Raw genomic sequence first — 20,435 nt, 5'->3', positions numbered from 1 at the left:
AATGAATAAAAATATTTTAATCATCCCCGGAGACGGCATAGGACAGGAAGTAACGACATGGGGAAAACAAGTATTAGAAACTATTGCCGCGAAACACGGCCATACGTTTAGCTTCGATGAGGCAATCATGGGGCATACCGCTATCGAAGCAACCGGCGATCCGCTACCTGATGAAACGTTAGCAAAAGCGAAAGCCTCGGATGCTATCTTATTTGGAGCTATCGGACATGCAAAATATGACAACGACCCATCGGCAAAAGTTAGACCCGAGCAAGGCTTGTTAAAAATACGGAAAGAACTTGGCTTGTATGCGAATCTTCGTCCTATCTTATTATTTGATGAATTGCTTGAAGCATCAAGTCTAAAACCGGAAGTATTACGTGGAACAGACATTTTGTTTTTCCGGGAGTTGACAGGCGATGTTTATTTCGGGGAAAAAACACGTAGCGCAGACAACACTTTCGCTTCAGACCTGATGAATTATCATCGTTATGAAGTAGAACGTATCGCGCGTAAGGCATATGAAGCGGCTCGTACGCGAAATAAAAAATTATGCTCGGTTGATAAAGCCAATGTTTTGGAAACATCCCGTTTATGGCGAGATGTTATACAAGAAATAGCGCGTGAATACACAGATGTGGAAACAGAACACATGTTTATCGACAATGCCGCTATGCAGTTAGTGAAAAATCCCAAAAAATTCGATGTGGTTTTAACCGCTAATCTATTTGGAGATATATTAACCGATGAAGCTTCTCAGATTGCGGGCTCCATGGGCATGTTGGCTTCTGCGTCTATTGGAGACGGAACAGGTTTTTTCGAACCGATTCACGGCTCAGCACATGACATCGCCGGACAAAACAAAGCAAATCCGCTAGCTTCGATTCTTTCCGCTGCCTTAATGTTAGACATTGCGTTTGGTCTTCAAGAAGAAGCTAAAGCCGTAACCGATGCAGTAGCAAATACCCTCAAAGCAGGATGGAGAACCGGTGATATCGCTAATGCAACAACTGCTCCGGATTATATTCTGGGTACTCGGGAAATGGGGAGCAAAGTATTGGAATATTTGCGATAAGGAAAAATATTTTTAATTTTAGGTATAATTACAAGATTATGTTACACGATCCGAATCACTTATATATTTTTGATACAACGCTTCGCGATGGCGAACAGGTTCCTGGTTGTCAATTAACTACACTGGAAAAAATAGATATCGCTAAAGATTTAGAGCTATTGGGCGTTGATATTATTGAAGCCGGATTTCCGGTTTCAAGCCCGGGTGATTTCCAATCGGTAGTGGAATTATCCAAAGCGGTAACTGACGTGATCATCTGCGCACTTACCCGAGCGAACAAAAATGATATTGATGTCGCGGCCGAGGCCCTTAAACATGCTAAACGTCCACGTATTCATACCGGGATCGGTGCGTCGGATATGCATATTCAATATAAATTCAGCTCTACTCGTGAAGAAATTCTGGAACGAGCCGTAGCCGCTGTAAAGCATGCTAAATCCTATGTAGAGGACGTTGAGTTCTATGCGGAAGACGCCGGCCGGGCCGATTTAGCCTATTTGGCTCAAATGGTAGAAGCGGTAATCGCCGCCGGAGCAACAGTGGTGAATATCCCTGATACTAACGGCTATTGCCTACCAGATCAATACGGTGCCAAAATCAAGTATTTAAAAGAAAATGTAAAAAACATTGATCAAGCGATCATCTCTGCACATTGTCACAACGATTTAGGCTTAGCCACAGCCAATTCTATCGCTGCCGTTCAAAACGGGGCACGACAAGTGGAGTGTACCATCAACGGGATAGGTGAGCGCGCGGGAAATACTTCTTTAGAAGAAGTTGCCATGATCATGAAGGTACATGCCAACCAATTCCCAGGCCTAAGTTCTTCGATAAACAGTAAAATGTTTACGCATATTTCACGCAAAGTAAGTAGCATGATGCGAATGCCGGTACAACCTAACAAAGCCATTGTAGGTAAGAATGCTTTCGCACATAGTTCAGGTATCCATCAAGACGGATTTTTAAAGCATCGGGAAAACTATGAGATTATCCGGCCGGAAGATGTGGGTTTGGCAGAAGCTGATATTATCTTGACGGCTCGCTCTGGTAGACATGCTTTAAAACATCATTTAGAACGCTTGGGGTATCAGGTAGATAAAGATAACTTAGCGATGGTTTATGAGAAATTTCTCCTTATGGCAGATGCCAAGAAAGATATCAATGACGAGGATTTGCATACGCTATTGAAATAAAATGGCCAAACATTTAGAATTTGGAAAGCTGGGAGAATCGGAGGCACAAGAGTTCCTACGTCTCCAAGGCTACCAAATTCTTCAATTAAATTGGCGCTACAAGCATTGGGAAATAGACATCATTGCTAAAGAGGGTGATATACTGGCTTTTATAGAAGTAAAAAGCCGTAGTTCTACCGATTATGGCGAACCGTTTCAGTTTGTTGATCTAAAGAAACAGAAAAATCTCATCCGAGCAGCCGGTGTTTTTTTAAAAAAAATCAACCATCAGGGCGACGTTAGATTTGATATCGTATCTGTTTATAACCGTGACGGCAAAAAAGATATTTCACTTGTTAAAGACGCTTTTTGGGGACGTTATTCTTAAACAACATGACCTTAAATATAGATTCATTACAAGCGGCAGAACGCCTTAAAGACGTTATAAACCGCACACCCCTGCAATACAACACTCAACTATCCGAAAAATATGATGCGGAGGTATATTTAAAACGGGAAGACCTTCAGGTAGTCCGTTCCTATAAGCTTCGTGGCGCATATAATAAAATCGTCAGCCTTTCTGAAGAGGAAAAAAAACAAGGCGTGACGTGTGCCAGCGCAGGTAATCATGCACAAGGTGTGGCGCTATCCTGTAAAAAGCTAGGCATTCGGGGTGTTATTTTCATGCCCGGCCCCACCCCTCGCCAAAAGATTACGCAAACCGAAATGTGGGGCAATGGTCATATTGAAATTGTATTGACGGGTGATACATTCGATGACTGCCAAAAAGCGGCGTTGGACTATACGAAAGAGCACGATATGACCTTTATACCGCCCTTCGATGATGAAAAAATTATCGAGGGCCAGGGCACAGTTGCTGTAGAAATATTAGAAGATCTGCCCGCCGTGGATGCTGTGATCATTCCAATAGGTGGTGGCGGATTGTCTTCTGGAGTCAGTATACATATGAAAAAGTATGCGCCTCAAGTAAAATTATACGGTGTCGAACCCGAAGGGGCCCCATCGATGATTGCTGCTATAAAAAATAATGCCCCTGTTGAATTAGAACATATCAATAAATTCGTCGATGGCGCGGCAGTCAAAAAGGTAGGTGCATTAACCTACAAAATTAGTAGTAAACTGCTCGATAGTATAAAACCTATACCCGAAGGAAAAATCTGTACAACTATCCTCCAACTCTATAATAAAGATGCGATCGTGGCAGAACCCGCTGGTGCATTATCGATTGCAGCGTTAGAATTTCATAAAGAAGAAATAAAAGGCAAAAAAGTAGTTTGTATCGTTTCGGGCGGTAATAACGACATTGACCGCATGAGCGAAATCAAAGAAATGTCGTTGCTGTACGAGGGCTTCAAACATTATTTTATCGTCCGCTTCCCACAACGCCCTGGTGCTTTACGGTTACTCGTAACCGAAGTGCTCGGTCCGAAGGATGACATTACACGATTTGAATATATTAAAAAAACAGAACGCGAAAGAGGTCCCGCACTGATCGGTGTCGAACTAAACGACCCGAAGGACTATACCTCTTTTATCGAAAGAATGAAATCGTATAAATTCGATTTCATCGAAATCAATAAAGATCAGACATTGTTTGAGTATTTGGTATAATAGTAACCCTGCCAATTGGCAAGGTTACTGTTTATTCGCGCGTCTTTAACATATTCCGTTCTTTCACTTTATTGATCATGCCTAACCCAACCGCGCGCGGCGATACATACTTGTTCCTAGCTGAAGCCCGCACATCATTCTTAGGAGCAACGCCAACTCGTTCCAGCGCCATAGCAATCATATCTTCGGTAGAATCTCCAAAATCTTTAAAAAAGTAATCTGCCACGCCGGGCACATCTACACTTAAACCATTCCAGTAGTCGGATTGACCATCTTTATTGAGCGTCTGAAAAGAAGTCACCCAAAGCGTTACGTCACCAATTTCTTGAGGAAAGAAACCTACAGGTTTTCCATAGGTACGCCCCGTATCTCCTATTAAAGTCACTTCCATGTACGGCCTTAAGACGTTTATTAGTAACTCTGCAGCGGAAGCTGTCTGTTCAGTGACAAGTACGATTACCTTACTCAAGTTCAAAGCATTGTCTCTTTCAAAATTAACATCGTCAAAATCTAATCCAAAGGGTACATTACGAGGCACAGCTAAATAATGATTCGTTTTGTACGAGAACATCGGCTGCTTATCGCCAGAAGCTCCGATGATTTTATTGGCTAAATATCTAGCTGTCTCGACATACCCTCCAGTATTATACCGTAAATCCAAAATTAGATCTTTGATATGTTTTTGTTCGAACCCCGTAAACACCTTTTCCATCCGATTCCAATCGACACCGGTTCCAAGGTATTCCTCTTCAAACGAGGAATAAGCTAAATAGCCAATATTCTTTTCAGAGACGGTATAAACGGAATCTAGAATTACGGGATTAATTGCATATGATGAACTATAGTTCATTGAATAGTCTGTTCCTTCTTCTCCGAGAGTCGCCAAAGTCTTAACTTTCAATGTCAATGAATTAACTTCCAATCTTTTTTCAAATTCCCGATTATCAACATCGTCTACTTTACCTGCTTCCGTAAGATTCGCTATAAAACCCTCATTATTAACAGCATAAACTATCATTCCACGCTTAACACCTGCCTTTTGTGCCGGCGATCCTCCTTCTACAAAAGTAATGACAGGAAGCGCATAATCAACATCACCAATCACGCCCCAACCAAACTGAATACCATAGCCTTCATTTGGATCCATCCGAAGCCCTGCTGCACGACTGCTGGAATTACTTGCTTCGGCTTCTTCTAAAAAGGAATATCGATCATAGTGGTTCCCCACGTTAATATCCAACGTTTGATAAGGAACAAAAGAATAGCGAGGCGTCATATTTTTTAACGCCGTTAAAAGACTATTATTAGAAGAATACTCCTTTACAAAGTCAACCCGCCCCTGCTCATCGAGATCTGGGATCTGTTCCGTCCACAACGAATATTTGTTATAATAATCGTAAATAGTAGCTTTTAAGCGATCTTGTTCGGTCGGTTCTATGGGAACAATTGGATCCGGAGGATTCGTAATTTCCTTTTTACAGGCTAGTGTTAAGCCCAGACATACTAACACTAAAAAAAAACGATATAGGCTCATGAATTGTCTCTTTACGGTATACGAATATAGGAGTTATTTTCTAAATATGCGAGACCTGCTCAGCAACTGATTCAGGCACAGAAGTGATGAAAAATAAGTCAAAATACCGTCAGTTTTCTCCTTTGTCGAAAAAGAGAATTATTGAAAATTTATACGTAAATTTAAGCTGAAATAGGAATTTTAAAGTTATCAACATTCATATCAGCAACTAAAGATCAACGTCTTACCATAAAAAACATTCATAGAACGCGGTTTATTCATTCTTTTTGCTGTGCATGTGGAAAAGTATCATTACCGCTCCGAATTAAAATATTGGATATTTGTTATGCTTGAGATGCAGACCCGCTCCAAGTATCGTGTTTTAACTTCTTGAAGATGGCTAACCATCTTCATAAATTTAAACTTACAACAACATGGCAAGAATCATTAAATTCGAAAAAAATGACTGTGCGCCATGCGCACAAGTGTCGGCCTTCTTAGACAACAGAGGGATTACATACGAAACCATTAATCCGTTCGACCAACCTGATTTAGCTGCTAAGTTTAAAATCAGAACAGTTCCAACGGTTCTTGTACTCAACAATGACGAAGTACAACAGCGTATCATCGGCTTCAAACCCGATGAATTGGCTTCTATAGCCCTTTAATTGTTTCACCCTTAACGGAGCGAGATATGGTTCATCTATATTACGATTCAAAAACAGGAAACGTCCAACGGTTTATCAACAAAGTTGTCCAGATAACCGGATGGCATGCACATAAGATCGAAGAAGATCTAGAAATGCAAGAGTCCGGACATTTAATCACGTACACGACGAAAATAGGATGTATGCCCGAGAAAACGAAGTTGTTTATGGATAACTACGCCGAAAAAATCTATTCCGTAACTTCCAGTGGTAATAGAAACTGGGGTAGAAACTTCGGATTAGCAGCCGATAAGGTATCAGAAGACTACGATATCCCACTTGCCATGAAATTCGAGCTTTCAGGCACGATGGAAGATATCAATCAATTTATTGAAATTATAAAACACCAATACAATGATAGCAAACGAGGTAGCAAAAAATTGGATATTGCTTAATAACGAAATCATGATTAAGCATGATGAGGAATACAGCTTACATAAAGATAAAGAAGCTGTACGTGCTTATTTCTTAGAACACGTAAACAAAAATACGGTGTTCTTTTACACGTTAAAAGAAAAGATTGATTACCTAATTGAGCATAACTACTATATCGATTTCTACGAATGGTTCACTTTCGAAGAAATGGAACAAGTATATAACTATGTTCATGCAAAGAAGTTCCGTTTCCAATCCTTCATGGCAGCATTTAAATTTTTCCAGAGCTACGCCTTAAGGGACGATTCGGGAGAAAAATTCCTAGAGCGCTATGAAGACCGTGTGGTAGCTGTATCACTTTTCCTAGCTCGAGAAGAAGGTATACAAAAAGCTATCGAGTATGCTGAAATCATGATCAATCAAGAATATCAACCTGCTACCCCGACATTCTTGAACGCTGGAAAAAAACGTTCTGGCGAATTAGTATCTTGTTTTTTAGATGAAATTGGTGACAACCTTAATGGTATCGGTTATGCAGTCGACTCGGCTATGAAACTATCTTCTATTGGTGGTGGTGTTTCCTTTAATATCTCAAAAATACGAGCACGGGGCGAAGCGATCAAAGGTGTGGATGGCCGTGCCGGCGGCGTCCTTCCGATTATGAAGATCATGGAAGATACATTCTCCTATGCAAACCAACTAGGACAGCGTCCGGGTGCCGGAGCCGTATATCTTAATATCTTCCATGCCGACATCGAAGAGTTCCTCGATTGTAAAAAAATTAATGTTGACGAGAAAGTACGTATCAAATCCCTTTCTATCGGTATCATCGTTCCGGATAAATTTATGGAAATGGCCGAAAAAGATGAGCCTTGCTACCTGATCTATCCACACACTGTGATGCAGGAGTATGGAGAATACATGGATAACATGGACATGGATAAGATGTACGATGAATTGATTACCAATCCGAACGTCAAAAAGAAAAAGGTCAATGCCCGTCACTTATTAGTTCGTATTGCGCAAATTCAGAAAGAATCTGGTTATCCCTATATCTTCTTCAAAGAAAATACGAACAGAGTACATGCTTTAAACGGAATCGGTCAAGTAAAATTCTCAAACTTGTGTACAGAAATCATGCAGGTTTCAGAAGTTTCGGATATTGAAATATACGGCAAAGAAGACACCATTCGCTATGGTATATCCTGTAATTTAGGGTCCCTAAATATCGCTACGGTGATGGATAACAAACGTATTAAAGAAGCCGTGAAAACGGCCATGCGTTCGTTAACCGTCGTAACGGATGTGACGAACATTGATATGGTCCCCTCTATCGCCAAAGCCAACAGAGAATTACACTCAGTAGGTTTAGGCGCGATGAATCTACACGGCTTTTTAGCAAAGAGCTTCATCATGTATGAATCCACAGAAGCATTAGATTTTGCTAATACCTTCTTCATGATGATGAATTACTACTCTTTGGAAGCTTCCATGGAGATTGCCAAAGAGCGGGGAAAAACATTCGTAGGGTTTGAAAAATCAGCTTATGCAGATGGCTCGTATTTTGAAAAATACACGTCAAAAGATTACGCACCAACGACCGACAAAGTAAAGGAATTATTTGACGGCGTCCACGTACCTACAAGAGAAGACTGGGAAAACCTGCAAGCACAGGTACAAGAACATGGCATTTATCACGCCTATCGCTTGGCTATCGCACCAAACCAGTCTACTTCCTATATCATGAACGCGACCGCCTCGGTTATGCCGGTAGTTGATATTATCGAGGTACGGGAATATGGTGACAGTACTACCTACTACCCTATGCCTTATCTCACAAACGACAACTATTTCTATTTCAAGTCGGCGTACGATATGGATCAGTTTAAGGTATTAAAATTAATTTCAGTCATCCAGCGTCACATCGATCAAGGCGTATCGACGATTCTTCACACCAACTCTAAAGATAGCACAAGGGATCTAGCGAAATACTACATCTATGCACATAAGCTGGGATTGAAATCGCTATACTATACACGTACACGTAAATCAACCGTAGAAGAATGTATTTCTTGCTCGGCATAATGGAAGGCTAGCAAGCAGAAATTAGGTTACGGATTACGAATAAAAAAGACATACACCATGAAACAATATAATGCGGTAAACTGGAATACTCCAGATAATGATTATGTGTTGATGTTTTGGGAACAAAACATTAAACAGTTCTGGATAGATACAGAATACATCCCTTCAAAAGATATCGATAGCTGGAAAGGATTGAGTTGGGATATGAAAGAGTGTTATAAAAAAGCTTTAGGAGGGCTAACCCTATTAGACACGCTGCAGAGCCATACGGGCATGCCAAAAATCATTGATCACATCGATTCTTTACAGAATAAATCGGTACTGTCGTATATGTGTATGATGGAAGCAATACATGCCAAATCATACTCTACCATCTTTACGACGGTTTCCACCACTAATGAGATTAACGACGTATTCGGCTGGGTAAAGGAAAACAAATTTCTTCAATATAAAGCAGCAACGATCGATAAATATTATCGCGGTGTCGATAAAGAAAATGTATCTAACGAAGAACTCTTCATGGCGTTAGGTGCCTCTGTATTGCTAGAGTCCTTCTTGTTCTATTCAGGCTTCTTCCTGCCGCTTTGGTTATGTGGACAAGGGCAGATGGTTGCATCCGCGGATATTATCAAGAAAATTGTTGCGGATGAGTCAATCCACGGTGTATTTGTGGGGCTGATCGCACAAGAAGTATTTGCCAAACTTCCAAACAAAGAAGAAGTTAAAGCACGTTTCTTGAATCTGTTAAACGACCTCTATGAAAACGAAATTAAATATACCGAAGAACTTTATACGGTAGTAGGTTTGACGGCCGAAGTGAAAGAATATGTGCGTTACAATGGAAATAAAGCGCTTATGAATCTCGGTTTTGATCCGATCTTCGAAGTAAAGCAAGTAAATCCGATTGTATTGAATGGCCTCAACACCGAAACGACACAACATGATTTCTTTTCAAAAAAATCAACGAACTACGAGAAAGCCATGGAAATTGTCCATCTAAAAGACGACGATTTCAAAATGGATGTTACCGTAGAAGTATAAAATTCAACAAACCGTATCTATTATTAACAAGCCCTTTTGGATTCAAAAGGGCTTGTTTTTATAGCATATTTTTTCCTGCTATCTGAACACCTCATTTTCACCTCTCTTGCTCCTGTTTTTCATTACGCATAAAAAAAGTTAAGTTTGAAAAAACAACTGATGTAGATGAAAGTAATAGCAGTAGGCAGAAATTATATTGATCACGCTAAAGAATTAAACAACCCTATACCCGATAAGCCGGTAATCTTTATGAAACCGGACACCGCTCTATTAAAAGACAACAAAGATTTCTATTACCCCGAGTTTTCTAACGACGTCCACTACGAAGTAGAGCTAGTAATCCGTATTTGCAATGAAGGAAAACATGTCTCTCCGAAATTTGCTCATAAATATATAGATGCCATTGGATTAGGTATTGATTTTACCGCCCGCGATATTCAGGCAGCCCATAAAGAAAAAGGTCTGCCTTGGGAACTGGCAAAATCATTCGATCATTCCGCTGTCATTAGTCCGTTGTTTCCAAAAGAAGACTTTCCTGATCTAAACAACATAACGTTTTCATTAACAAAAAATGGTAAAACGGTACAATCCGGAAATACTAAAGACATGATTTTCAACATAGAGAGTCTGATCGTATTCATTTCAAAATATATTACACTTCGCAAAGGAGACCTGATTTATACAGGAACTCCCGTGGGTGTCGGACCGATTGCTATCGGTGACAAATTTGAAGGATTTATCCAAAACAACCCGGTATTTATATGCCATATAAAGTAGGAGTCCATCATGAAAAAAACATACAAATTCCTATGTCTATGCATGGGACTTATGTGCTTCGAGGTTCAGGCGCAAAATAAAGACATCATCACTACACGTGAATATCCACAAGGATATTTTCGCAATCCACTCCATGTACCTATGGATGCCTCTGGCACATTTGGGGAACTACGGTCCACCCATTTCCATGCAGGCGACGACTACCGCACGCAACAACGCATTGGCTTGCCTTTACACGCCGCCGCAGAGGGCTATGTTTCTCGCGTACGCGTGCAGATCGGCGGCGGTGGAAATTCCGTTTATATTGACCATCCAAATGGCTACACAACAGTTTATCTCCACATGGATAAATTCAACGATGCATTGACGAATATTATCCGAGCCGAACAATACAAACAACAGCGATTTGATGTAGATGTCATTGTAGATGCGGGTGTGGTAACACTAACAAAAGGACAACAGATAGGTAACGCAGGTAATACCGGCGCTTCGGGCGGGCCACACTTACATTTTGAAATCCGGGACACAAAAACACAACGTCCGCTCAACCCACAGTTATTCGGACTACGTTTCGCTGATCGCTTTCATCCTACGATCAACAACATCATGGTGTACGATTTAAACGACGATGTGTTTAATGAATATACTCCCCGACGAGCATTGCAAGTAAAAGCGATCCGCAACGGAATCTATACATTAGCATCTAATACGCCCATTCAGGTCAATGGACGATTTGGCCTAGGCATTAATAGTATCGACAGGCATCGCGCCGGTGGCTTTCGGAATGGCGTTTATTCGATCGAGTTATTCATCGACGGAGAAGCTGTTTCTACCGTTGTATTCGAAGAACTTGATTTCAATACCTCCCGTGGCATCCATGCTTACATTGATTATCCCCATTGGCGTAAAACGAAAGCAAAAGTTCAAAAAAGCTTTAAAGATCCTGGCAATCCTATTGATATATTTAAAGTCCTAAAAAACGAAGGGGTCATAACCCTGCCAGACGATAAAATATACGATGCCAAGTATGTTGTCAAAGATATTGCCGGAAACTGCAGTGAGCTGAACTTTAAAATACGGAATAACCCCACTACGCAACCCGCACAACAAAAACGTCGTGGTGTTCAATTATTCACATACAACACCGACAACTCTTTTGAAAAAAATGATATCGAAATAAACATGCCCAAAGGCGTGCTCTATAGAGATTTAGATTTTGAATACAGCAAAGCGCCTCAACCTGTTGGAGGCTACTCGCCGATCCACCGCGTACATAATAACTTAACGCCCTTATTTAGCACGTATAATTTACGTATTAAACCAACCAACCTGCCTATCCATCTGGAAAGCAAAGCCCTGCTTGCCTCTGTCGAAAACGGCTCGGAAGGCGGGAAATTCGAAGACGGATGGGTAACCGTCAATACACGCAATCTCGGAAACTTTTATGTTGCCGTAGACACAATAGCCCCAGCTATCACACCGCGCAACTTAAGCAACGGCAAAAACGTAAGCGCACAAGCTAAAATTGATTTTACGATCAGAGACAACTTTTCGGGCATACAGTCATTTAATGGCTACATAGACGGGAAATGGGTACTCATGGAATACGACCCCAAAAACCGACATCTATGGCATACCTTCGATTCGTCCCTTACTAAAGGACAACACACCTTTAAACTAATCGTTACCGACTGGAAAGACAATAAACAAGTGTACGAAGCAAAATTTACTAAATAACCGCTTAAAAAAACGAGCATGGATAAACTACAAATAGGCGATAAAGCGCCCGCAATCGAAGCTAAAAACCAAAATGGCGAACTCATCAAGCTCACCGACTTCTTGGGAAAAAAAGTTATTTTATATTTTTACCCAAAAGACAATACGCCAGGATGCACGACCGAAGCCTGCAATTTTCGGGATAATTACCAATCATTACGCAACGACGGATTTGAAGTAATTGGCGTGAGCATAGACAATGAACAATCTCATCAGAAGTTTACCAGCAAATTTGACTTACCTTTTAATTTGCTCGCCGACGACGATCAGAAAATCGTAAACGACTACGGTGTGTGGGTGGAGAAAAACATGTACGGACGAAAATATATGGGAACAGCACGTACTACTTTTGTGATTGACGAACAAGGCATTATCCAGCATATCATCAAGAAGGTAGATAATAAAAATGCCTCACAGCAGATTCGCGATCTAATCCGCAAAGGGTAAGTTCTTATTTCTCTATCCATTATCTTTAATCTTTGTTCTTTTATCTATATTTGCCGTTATGAGTAAGCAAACAGACGATTTTTTCAAAAATATTATATCACATGCGAAGGAATATGGGTTTGTATTCCCGTCGAGTGAAATTTATGACGGCCTGAGTGCCGTGTACGATTACGGTCAAATGGGTTCCGAGTTGAAAAACAATCTCAAAACCTATTGGTGGAAATCAATGGTGCAATTGAATGAAAATATTGTCGGCATTGATGCCGCCATTTTTATGCATCCTACCACCTGGAAAGCGTCTGGTCACGTAGATGGTTTTAATGACCCCATGCTCGACAACAAAGATTCCAAGAAGCGTTATCGCGCCGACCAACTGATTGAAGATAAAATCGACCGTTACGAAAAGGACGGTAAAACGGAGAAAGCCGCCCAGCTTCAAAAAGATTTGGATGAGGCGATCACGGCAGACGATTTAGTCCGTTTGAAAGCCCTCATCGAAGAACACAATATCGTATGCCCAATTTCAGGAACAAAAAACTGGACTGAGGTCCGTCAGTTCAACCTGATGTTTGCTACGCAGATGGGCGCGATGGCTGAGGAAGCAGAGAAAGTGTATTTACGCCCCGAGACAGCCCAAGGTATCTTTGTAAACTTCCTAAACGTCCAAAAAACAGGTCGGATGAAGATTCCATTTGGAATTGCACAAATTGGTAAAGCATTCCGGAATGAGGTTATTGCCCGTCAGTTCATCATGCGTATGCGTGAATTTGAACAAATGGAATTGCAATTTTTCATCCGTCCGGGCACAGAAATGGAATGGTATGAAAAATGGAAAGCTACCCGCTTAAAATGGCATTTAGCCTTAGGATCAGATCCTCAAAAATATCGCTATCACGACCATGTGAAACCAGCCCACTATGCGAATGCAGCTGTGGATATCGAATACCAATTCCCATTTGGATTTAAAGAAGTGGAAGGGATACACTCCCGTACAGACTTCGATTTGAAGCAACATCAGGAATACTCCAAAAAGAAGATGCAGTATTTCGACCCGGAGATCAATCAAAACTACGTACCATACGTCGTCGAAACCTCCATCGGTTTAGACCGTTTATTTTTGACAGTATTAGCCAACTCACTGGTAGAAGAAGATTTATCAACGGAAGACAAGAAAGATTCCCGGGTAGTATTGAAGTTCCATCCGGCCATCGCTCCTGTTAAAGCAGCCGTACTGCCGCTCACTAAGAAAGATGGCCTACCGGACAAGGCACGTGAAATTATGACGAAGCTAAAAATGGATTTCAACATCCAGTATGACGAAAAAGATGCTATCGGAAAACGCTATCGCCGCCAAGATGCTATCGGAACACCTTTCTGCATCACGGTGGACTATCAAACCCTGGAAGATGATACGGTAACCATCCGCCATCGGGATAGCATGGAACAGGAGCGCGTTCCTGCCGCGAATCTTCGTAACATCATCGGAGAATTGGTAAGCTGGAACAACCTATTGGAACAATTGGTATAATATAACGAGACCCGAGAGACGCAAATTGCGTCTCTTGTTGTATTATGCCATGCAACGGGGGTCTCTACTTCTTTGAAGATAAATTTAAGCTTATGAAAAAAATCGTAGTATTAGACGGCTACGCCATGAATCCGGGAGACTTAACCTGGGATGGGCTAGAGCAGTTGGGAGAAGTTGTAATTTATGACCGTTCGTCCGAAGACGAGATTGTCGAGCGGGCAGCAGGAGCCGAAATAATTCTAACCAATAAGGTAGCTCTTCCTGCACACATCATCGATGCGCTGCCGACATTAAAGTACATCGGGGTTATGGCTACAGGCTACAACATGGTCGATATGGATTGTGCTAAAAAAAGAAATATTATCGTAACGAATGTCCCCGGTTACAGCACACCATCTGTCGTACAGTTAACCTTTTCCCTTTTGTTTGAGCTATGTTATCATACCCAACGGCATAGTGATGCGGTAATAAAGGGGAAATGGACAGCAAGCCCCGACTTTTGTTTTTGGGATTACCCACTCACCGAACTCTCTGGAAAAACACTCGGGATCATAGGGTTCGGAAGTATCGGACAAAAAGTAGCCGATATAGGCGCTGCTTTCGGCATGTCTATCTTGGCATATAGCCGCACAAAGACCGATCAATCTCATCGCAAGAACTTCCGATGGGCCGAGGAACAAGAAGAACTTTTATCACAAGCAGATATCGTCAGTTTACATTGTCCGTTAACACCGCAAACCGAGCATCTAATTAATGCCCAATCGCTCGCTTTGATAAAACCTTCGGCATTTATTATCAACACCTCTCGTGGCGGATTAATAGATGCGCAAGCACTTGCAGATGCACTAAACGAAGAGCGTATCCGTGGTGCCGGAATCGACGTCTTAGCCATAGAACCACCACCTATCGACCACCCACTTTTCCAAGCCAAAAATTGTTTAATAACACCACACATTGCCTGGGCAACTAAAGAGTCCAGATTGCGCCTCCTAGCGGTTGTTATAGGAAACATCAAATCCTTCCTAAGCGGTCAATCCGTCAATGTGATATCATAAAAAAGAGACGCGACCATAAAATCGCGTCTCTTCTATCAGATAAATTATAACTCTTTATTTAAAAAATTTTAGTTACTTAATTGAAATCAACTTGTTTGTCGCCATCCCAATCTTCATTTAGACGAACGACAAACTGTCCGTTTGTAGCATCTAATAATTTGCCACGAAACAACAGCCGTATATTGTTACGAATCTCACTTTCTACTTGAAACGTCCGCAATAACTCGTCTGCAGCGTTATAGGCCTCCAACGTATAGCGAAGCAGAACAGGCAGGGAAGTATTACCCACGAACTGGTGGAAGAACACCTCCCTAGTACTGGCATCAAATTCCGGAAAGAGGACTATTTCTGAAAAATCCTCTACCGGGTTTTCCATCGTAGGCAGGAACGGTGCATAAAAACTCGGTTCCTGTTCCTGCTTCACAACAAGCTTAGCGACCTCCGATAGGTCTCCGCTATCCGTGAAGGCAAATCGGATCTCACTATAATAACGATTTAATTCGATATCCCTTTGCATATCGCCCCCTACCGAAAAGGTATCTAATACACCAAAAATTTCTGCTTTACTATTCGAGAAGGGATTGGTAATGAAATAGGTCGACGCATGTCCAATTTCCGGTATATTTAATTCCTCATTAGATACGTTTGTCACGAACGAAGCAATATAATCTCCGGCAGGAATCTCCAAGGCAAAATCAGCAAGCGCACCTTCTCGAAAATGATCAGCTCCAGATAGAACCAGATCTTGTGTAACGGCATCAAAAATGTGGTAATGTATCCGGCGTACACTCGCATCCGAAACGGCTTGAGCAATTCCGGCCAGACGAAAGTTGTCCAGACGAAAAATTCCCGAGGTCGGGTTGTAATCAGAAGCGTTTCCCCGTAGCCCAGCCTTCGCGATCAATTTAATATACAAATTTTTAGAAAAATCCAGCGAAAGCTCCCCTAGGGAAAAAGAAAATGAATTTTTACTGTGTGGGGTGGTTGTATTCTCGAATTGATTATTTTCTTTAATCATCGTATAATCTACTCCGTTTTGGGAAAAGAGTAGCGAAAAACCTTTCGGACCTGTGCCTGAAGAACTTACGTCAAAAGACAATTCGTGCACCGCCGATATATTCGTCAACGGCATTTCGAAAATGAGGTTTTTCAAACCTTTTAACGATAAGGCCCGGCCCGCACCATAATCTTCATACATCCAGCCTGGCCCGTAGTCAACGGGAGCCTCCCCGTCATTATACGTAATGTTCCAATGCGTACTCGGATATAAGTCCGGCATCAAAGTTTCTGCATTAAAAGACCAAAAGTAAATAGCCCCCTCGTATGCACTGGGGTCAGCCGTCTGAGTCGTAGCCTTCGCACTACTTTTAGCCCTTTTTGGCCCTAAAGGGGCAACGTGTTGTTCAAATTCCTGGAATCTGAATCCGATGGTATAGGTTTCCTGAGCATCATTTGGTATCTCTACATTTTTCTTGCACGAGACCAAAGTAAGAATGATAAACAAGATGGAAAAACTATACCAAGCCGAATGGATTGGTTTTTTCATCATAGTTCAGTTGTCAAGTTATAATTTAATTGATAACCAAATATATAGCGCAACTATTAAAAAACCAAATTTGTGGTGATTTTTCTTATGTTTATCTAACGATCCTTAAAATAATCGATTCTTTAATTTTAAATTTCGTACCTTAATGGTCCTATTTAAAATTAGAAATCATGGCTAAAATTACATTTAAAGGAACAGCAGTAAATACACAAGGTGATTTACCAGGCATTGGATCTTCTGCTCCTGACTTCAAATTGACCGCAGGCGATTTATCTGAAAGAAGCTTAAGCGACTTTAAAGGAAAAAAAATAGTTTTAAACATTTTCCCAAGTATAGACACAGGTACTTGCGCTGCCTCCGTACGGAAATTCAATGAAAAAGCTTCCGGACTGGAAAATACTGTTGTACTCTGCATTTCTCGAGATCTGCCTTTTGCACAGGGGCGTTTTTGTGCAGCAGAAAATTTAGACAATGTGATCACCCTTTCCGAATATAAAGACAACAACTTTTCCGATGCTTACCAAGTCAAGTTTACAGACGGGCCGTTAACCGGTTTGTTGAGTCGTTCAGTTGTCGTCATCGACGAATCTGGGAAAGTATCCTATACGGAACAAGTAGCGGAAACAACCGAAGAGCCCGATTACGATAAAGCGTTAGCAGCACTGTAATAGCTCAAAAAGATAAAGAAATAAAAAGAGCAAAGACGATGTGTATACCACTACCATATCTTTGCTCTTTTTTTATCCTTCGGAAGCTTCCAAAGCTTGCAAAATATCTCCTATAATATCTTCTTTGTCTTCCAAGCCTACCGATATACGTACAGTACCCGGCATAATGCCTAAGTTCAGTCTTTCCTCTTCTGTCAGTTTAGCGTGTGTCGTCGAAGCCGGGTGTGTAGCAATGGAACGCACATCCCCCAAGTTCGAGGTGTAAAGTATCATTTCCAGCTTGTCTAAAAAACGAAAGGCCCTTTCCCTTCCCCCTGTAACCTCAAAAGTAACGATACCACCACCCGCTTTCATTTGCTTTTTCGCCAATTCATACTGAGGATGAGATCGTAGGAATGGATATTTTACCTGTACAATCTCCGGCCGCTTCTCTAATATTTCTGCCAAAGCCAAAGCGTTGCTACAATGTCTATCCATACGAAGGGCAAGCGTATCCAAACTCTTTGACAGCGTCCAAGCGTTAAACGCAGACATAGCAGGTCCCGTATGACGAATAAAAAACATCAATTCATCAATTAAATCTTGTTTTCCGACAATAACACCACCTAATACTCTACCCTGACCATCCATATATTTGGTCGCCGAATGCAACGAAAGATCAAAACCATATGCTAACGGCTGTTGCAAATAAGGCGTAGCAAAACAATTGTCAATGATAAAGATGATTTCTGGATATCTTTTCTTCAAGCTACCCAAAAATTCTAAATCTGCAAGCTCTAAACCCGGATTAGAAGGCGATTCTAAGAAAATAATCTTCGTGTTAGGCTGTATAGCTTTCTCCCAAGCCTCATTGTCTACCGCATTCACATAGCTGGTCGTGATCCCCCAGCGAGGGAACAGTTCTGTAAACAATTGGTGGGTAGAACCAAAGATAGCACCCGCAGAAACAATATGATCGCCACTTCGTACAAAACCTGCAAAAGAAGCAAAAACAGCAGCCATTCCCGATGAAAAGGCTAAACCATCTTCCGCTCCTTCCATAATACATACCTTATTTATAAACTCTGTAGTATTCGGATTGGAGTAGCGTGAATATATCGTACCTTCTTCTTCGCCCGCAAAAACAGCACGACCTTGTTCTGCACTATCGAAAATAAAGCTTGAGGTTAAATATAATGGAACAGAATGCTCACGGGTTGCAGATCGCGGAGCTTGTTCACGTATGATTTTCGATTGTTCTTTGTCCATAGCAAAGCAAAGTTAGAATTTTTTCCAAATTTCACCGATATAAAAGACTAGACTGCATTTTAAAATTTTTCGTAACTTGAGCGCATGAAAATCCATTTGCAACGAAAAAACGAAGCGGTCTATTTTGAAGGCTCGAGTGAGCTCTCGCATATAAAAGTCCATATTGATGGTGCAGAAAGCATTGGTGGTGAAGGCAAGGGTGTACGCCCTATGGAACTTGTGCTGATGGCTCTAGGTTCGTGTAGTGTATTTGACTTATCCAGTATTTTGAAAAAGCAACGACAAACACCAGAAGATCTACAGGTAGAAGTCGAAGGAAAACGTCGAGATGAAGTTCCGAATATATTCACGCATATTCACCTTACATTTATCTTAAAGGGACAACTAGACGAAAACAAAGTTCAAAAAGCTGCGGAATTGGCTGTGAAGAAATACTGCTCCGTTCATGATATGCTTGCTGCGGGTGGCGTCGAGATCACCTATAGCTTGAAATTTATTTAGCAGAATTCGGAAGGAGGTGCCCAGCATCTCCTTTCGCTTACATCAATTCCCCTTACGCCAAATACGTTCTGCCCAGCGTCCAACCAACCAAAATGATCCAGCCAGCAGCAAAAAGAAAATCGTTCGATTCATATTATCCCATAAATACTCAACAAAACGGGTGTACAGATTCAAGATAAAAAAGACAAAGCCTATATCACGCGAAACATGATCCTTTGTTTTCATTCCATACAAAGCCAATCCTAGCGAAAGTAGAATAGCCAAAAGCCCCCAATACAGAATATGATACTGACGAACCTGCGTCCAAGCATCAAAATCGCTATAATTCCCAAAAATAGAAAGACACCATAAGGCAATCATCGTATACAACAATCCTACGACATAGCTCGTAGATTGGAAAGGTTTAAGCGGCTTTATCCTTTCTTGTCCCCATAAGGCAAAAGACGTCAAAAGTAACCCGAACAACGTAAAACGGAGAGGGTAGTTCATTCCCCAAAACTTAAAGCCCCAGTTACTGTGATAAGCCGTTTCTGTCGCAAACCAAACCCCTAATGCCACCAACGTAAACACCCATATCAATTTCGAATTCAGCTTGACCGACAAGGTTCCATATATGATAATCGACAACAGAAAAAGAAGTGTAAACTGGCTGGTTGTTCGATCCAATACCTGACCGAGGAAACCGATACAAGCGGCCGTGGAAAAGGAGCCAGCAAGCATAAGCGTTTCGTTAGAGAAAGTTTTTTCCGGATACCGCTTTTTATTTTGGAAACCCAGAAAATAAAAAAGTACGGCTAGTCCTGCAAAAAATAGACAAAAAACAATATTAGGTGTTTCATAAAAACGTTCTACAAAACGAACCAATGCATCATCTGCAAAGAGCGAAAACACCGCAAAAATCAGCGAAACCAAGGCTATCCAAAATGCATACCGGGCCAAATGTTTCCATTCAAAACCCTTTTCGTCAATAGTTTCCTTCAGCTCGTCAACTTTGTTTGCTTCCAGTAAATTCGACTCACGCCAATGATCAAGTGCATTTTCAACGACTTCTCGTTCCTGTTTTGTCAAATCCAGTTTTCTCACGCTTTTTCCTTTTTTGCTAATACCAAGGTACAAATTAGCAGCCAAGTTTTTATAACACCACTTTTGATCGCAAAAGTGATGCAAAACTCGTCGCTTAAAATCTTTGGCATTAGAGATAGTGCTAAGAATGGAATCCTACATTTGCCAAAGTTTAACTTCGTTGAGCTCGCCAAGGGCTCGGTTTTGATGCGACCTTGAATGTTAAG

The 20,435-nt window shown here is 41.3% G+C and carries 19 protein-coding genes; 15 read left to right on the top strand and 4 right to left on the bottom strand.

The features are described 5' to 3' along the window. The first annotated feature begins 1 nt into the window (after nucleotide 1). From leuB to ilvA, 4 genes are read left to right on the top strand one after another with little or no spacing between them, the layout of a single operon-like run. Nucleotides 2–1,075, top strand: a complete 1,074-nt coding sequence (leuB, locus tag LKO28_RS05160) for a 3-isopropylmalate dehydrogenase (RefSeq protein WP_227693637.1) — start codon at nucleotides 2–4, stop codon at nucleotides 1,073–1,075. Nucleotides 1,076–1,113: 38 nt separating this feature from the next. Continuing rightward, on the top strand, nucleotides 1,114–2,268 hold the full coding sequence (locus LKO28_RS05155; RefSeq protein ID WP_227693636.1) for a 2-isopropylmalate synthase: 1,155 nt from the start codon (nucleotides 1,114–1,116) through the stop codon (nucleotides 2,266–2,268). A gap of 1 nt (nucleotide 2,269) precedes the next feature. Next, nucleotides 2,270–2,635, top strand: coding sequence for a YraN family protein (locus LKO28_RS05150; protein ID WP_227693635.1), 366 nt, complete (start codon nucleotides 2,270–2,272; stop codon nucleotides 2,633–2,635). A gap of 5 nt (nucleotides 2,636–2,640) precedes the next feature. After that, entirely contained in the window at nucleotides 2,641–3,879 is a 1,239-nt protein-coding gene (gene ilvA, locus LKO28_RS05145; RefSeq protein ID WP_227693634.1) for a threonine ammonia-lyase IlvA, read from the top strand. Between the two features lie 31 nt (nucleotides 3,880–3,910). Here the strand turns inward: ilvA and LKO28_RS05140 are convergent, their stop codons facing one another. Continuing rightward, nucleotides 3,911–5,413, bottom strand: coding sequence for a S41 family peptidase (locus tag LKO28_RS05140; RefSeq protein ID WP_227693633.1), 1,503 nt, complete (start codon nucleotides 5,411–5,413; stop codon nucleotides 3,911–3,913). A gap of 413 nt (nucleotides 5,414–5,826) precedes the next feature. Here LKO28_RS05140 and LKO28_RS05135 point away from each other — a divergent pair, with 413 nt between their 5' ends. From LKO28_RS05135 to LKO28_RS05095, 9 genes are all read left to right on the top strand, one after another. Then, complete coding sequence (locus tag LKO28_RS05135) at nucleotides 5,827–6,060, top strand: glutaredoxin family protein (protein WP_227693632.1); 234 nt, start codon at nucleotides 5,827–5,829, stop codon at nucleotides 6,058–6,060. A gap of 26 nt (nucleotides 6,061–6,086) precedes the next feature. Next, entirely contained in the window at nucleotides 6,087–6,494 is a 408-nt protein-coding gene (nrdI, locus tag LKO28_RS05130) for a class Ib ribonucleoside-diphosphate reductase assembly flavoprotein NrdI (protein ID WP_227693631.1), read from the top strand. Further along, nucleotides 6,454–8,559 carry a class 1b ribonucleoside-diphosphate reductase subunit alpha gene (nrdE, locus tag LKO28_RS05125; protein WP_227693630.1) on the top strand — a complete coding sequence of 702 codons (2,106 nt, stop codon included), beginning with the start codon at nucleotides 6,454–6,456 and terminating at the stop codon, nucleotides 8,557–8,559. The genes nrdI and nrdE overlap by 41 nt, the downstream gene beginning before the upstream one ends. 57 nt (nucleotides 8,560–8,616) lie before the next feature. Then, the gene (gene nrdF / locus LKO28_RS05120; protein ID WP_227693629.1) at nucleotides 8,617–9,600 is read left to right on the top strand and encodes a class 1b ribonucleoside-diphosphate reductase subunit beta; all 984 of its coding nucleotides are present in this window, start codon (nucleotides 8,617–8,619) and stop codon (nucleotides 9,598–9,600) included. A 165-nt stretch (nucleotides 9,601–9,765) separates the two neighbouring features. Next, on the top strand, nucleotides 9,766–10,377 hold the full coding sequence (locus LKO28_RS05115; RefSeq protein ID WP_227693628.1) for a fumarylacetoacetate hydrolase family protein: 612 nt from the start codon (nucleotides 9,766–9,768) through the stop codon (nucleotides 10,375–10,377). Nucleotides 10,378–10,386: 9 nt separating this feature from the next. Next, on the top strand, nucleotides 10,387–12,114 hold the full coding sequence (locus LKO28_RS05110; RefSeq protein WP_227693627.1) for a M23 family metallopeptidase: 1,728 nt from the start codon (nucleotides 10,387–10,389) through the stop codon (nucleotides 12,112–12,114). A gap of 18 nt (nucleotides 12,115–12,132) precedes the next feature. Beyond that, entirely contained in the window at nucleotides 12,133–12,600 is a 468-nt protein-coding gene (gene bcp, locus LKO28_RS05105; RefSeq protein WP_227693626.1) for a thioredoxin-dependent thiol peroxidase, read from the top strand. Nucleotides 12,601–12,658: 58 nt separating this feature from the next. Then, on the top strand, nucleotides 12,659–14,128 hold the full coding sequence (locus LKO28_RS05100) for a glycine--tRNA ligase (RefSeq protein WP_227693625.1): 1,470 nt from the start codon (nucleotides 12,659–12,661) through the stop codon (nucleotides 14,126–14,128). Between the two features lie 92 nt (nucleotides 14,129–14,220). Beyond that, entirely contained in the window at nucleotides 14,221–15,183 is a 963-nt protein-coding gene (locus tag LKO28_RS05095) for a D-2-hydroxyacid dehydrogenase (protein WP_227693624.1), read from the top strand. A gap of 76 nt (nucleotides 15,184–15,259) precedes the next feature. On the opposite strand, the gene LKO28_RS05090 is transcribed toward LKO28_RS05095, so the two are convergent. Then, a complete protein-coding gene (locus LKO28_RS05090; RefSeq protein ID WP_227693623.1) occupies nucleotides 15,260–16,732 on the bottom strand; it encodes a hypothetical protein in 1,473 nt (490 codons plus the stop codon). Between the two features lie 167 nt (nucleotides 16,733–16,899). Here LKO28_RS05090 and tpx point away from each other — a divergent pair, with 167 nt between their 5' ends. Continuing rightward, nucleotides 16,900–17,397 (top strand): thiol peroxidase, encoded by a 498-nt coding sequence (gene tpx, locus LKO28_RS05085; protein WP_227693622.1) that lies wholly within the window; start codon nucleotides 16,900–16,902, stop codon nucleotides 17,395–17,397. Between the two features lie 72 nt (nucleotides 17,398–17,469). Here tpx and LKO28_RS05080 read toward each other — a convergent pair whose 3' ends face one another. Then, a complete protein-coding gene (locus tag LKO28_RS05080; RefSeq protein WP_227693621.1) occupies nucleotides 17,470–18,645 on the bottom strand; it encodes a trans-sulfuration enzyme family protein in 1,176 nt (391 codons plus the stop codon). A gap of 84 nt (nucleotides 18,646–18,729) precedes the next feature. Here LKO28_RS05080 and LKO28_RS05075 point away from each other — a divergent pair, with 84 nt between their 5' ends. Beyond that, nucleotides 18,730–19,146, top strand: coding sequence for an OsmC family protein (locus LKO28_RS05075; protein WP_227693620.1), 417 nt, complete (start codon nucleotides 18,730–18,732; stop codon nucleotides 19,144–19,146). 42 nt (nucleotides 19,147–19,188) lie between these two features. On the opposite strand, the gene LKO28_RS05070 is transcribed toward LKO28_RS05075, so the two are convergent. After that, nucleotides 19,189–20,229 carry a DUF2157 domain-containing protein gene (locus LKO28_RS05070; protein ID WP_227693619.1) on the bottom strand — a complete coding sequence of 347 codons (1,041 nt, stop codon included), beginning with the start codon at nucleotides 20,227–20,229 and terminating at the stop codon, nucleotides 19,189–19,191. Nucleotides 20,230–20,435: the final 206 nt, after the last annotated feature.

Source organism: Sphingobacterium sp. FBM7-1 (assembly GCF_020687765.1).
Taxonomy (GTDB): Bacteria; Bacteroidota; Bacteroidia; order Sphingobacteriales; family Sphingobacteriaceae; genus Sphingobacterium.
The sequence above is the reverse complement of the archived record's forward strand: the minus strand, read 5'-3'. Positions and strand labels throughout refer to the sequence as shown.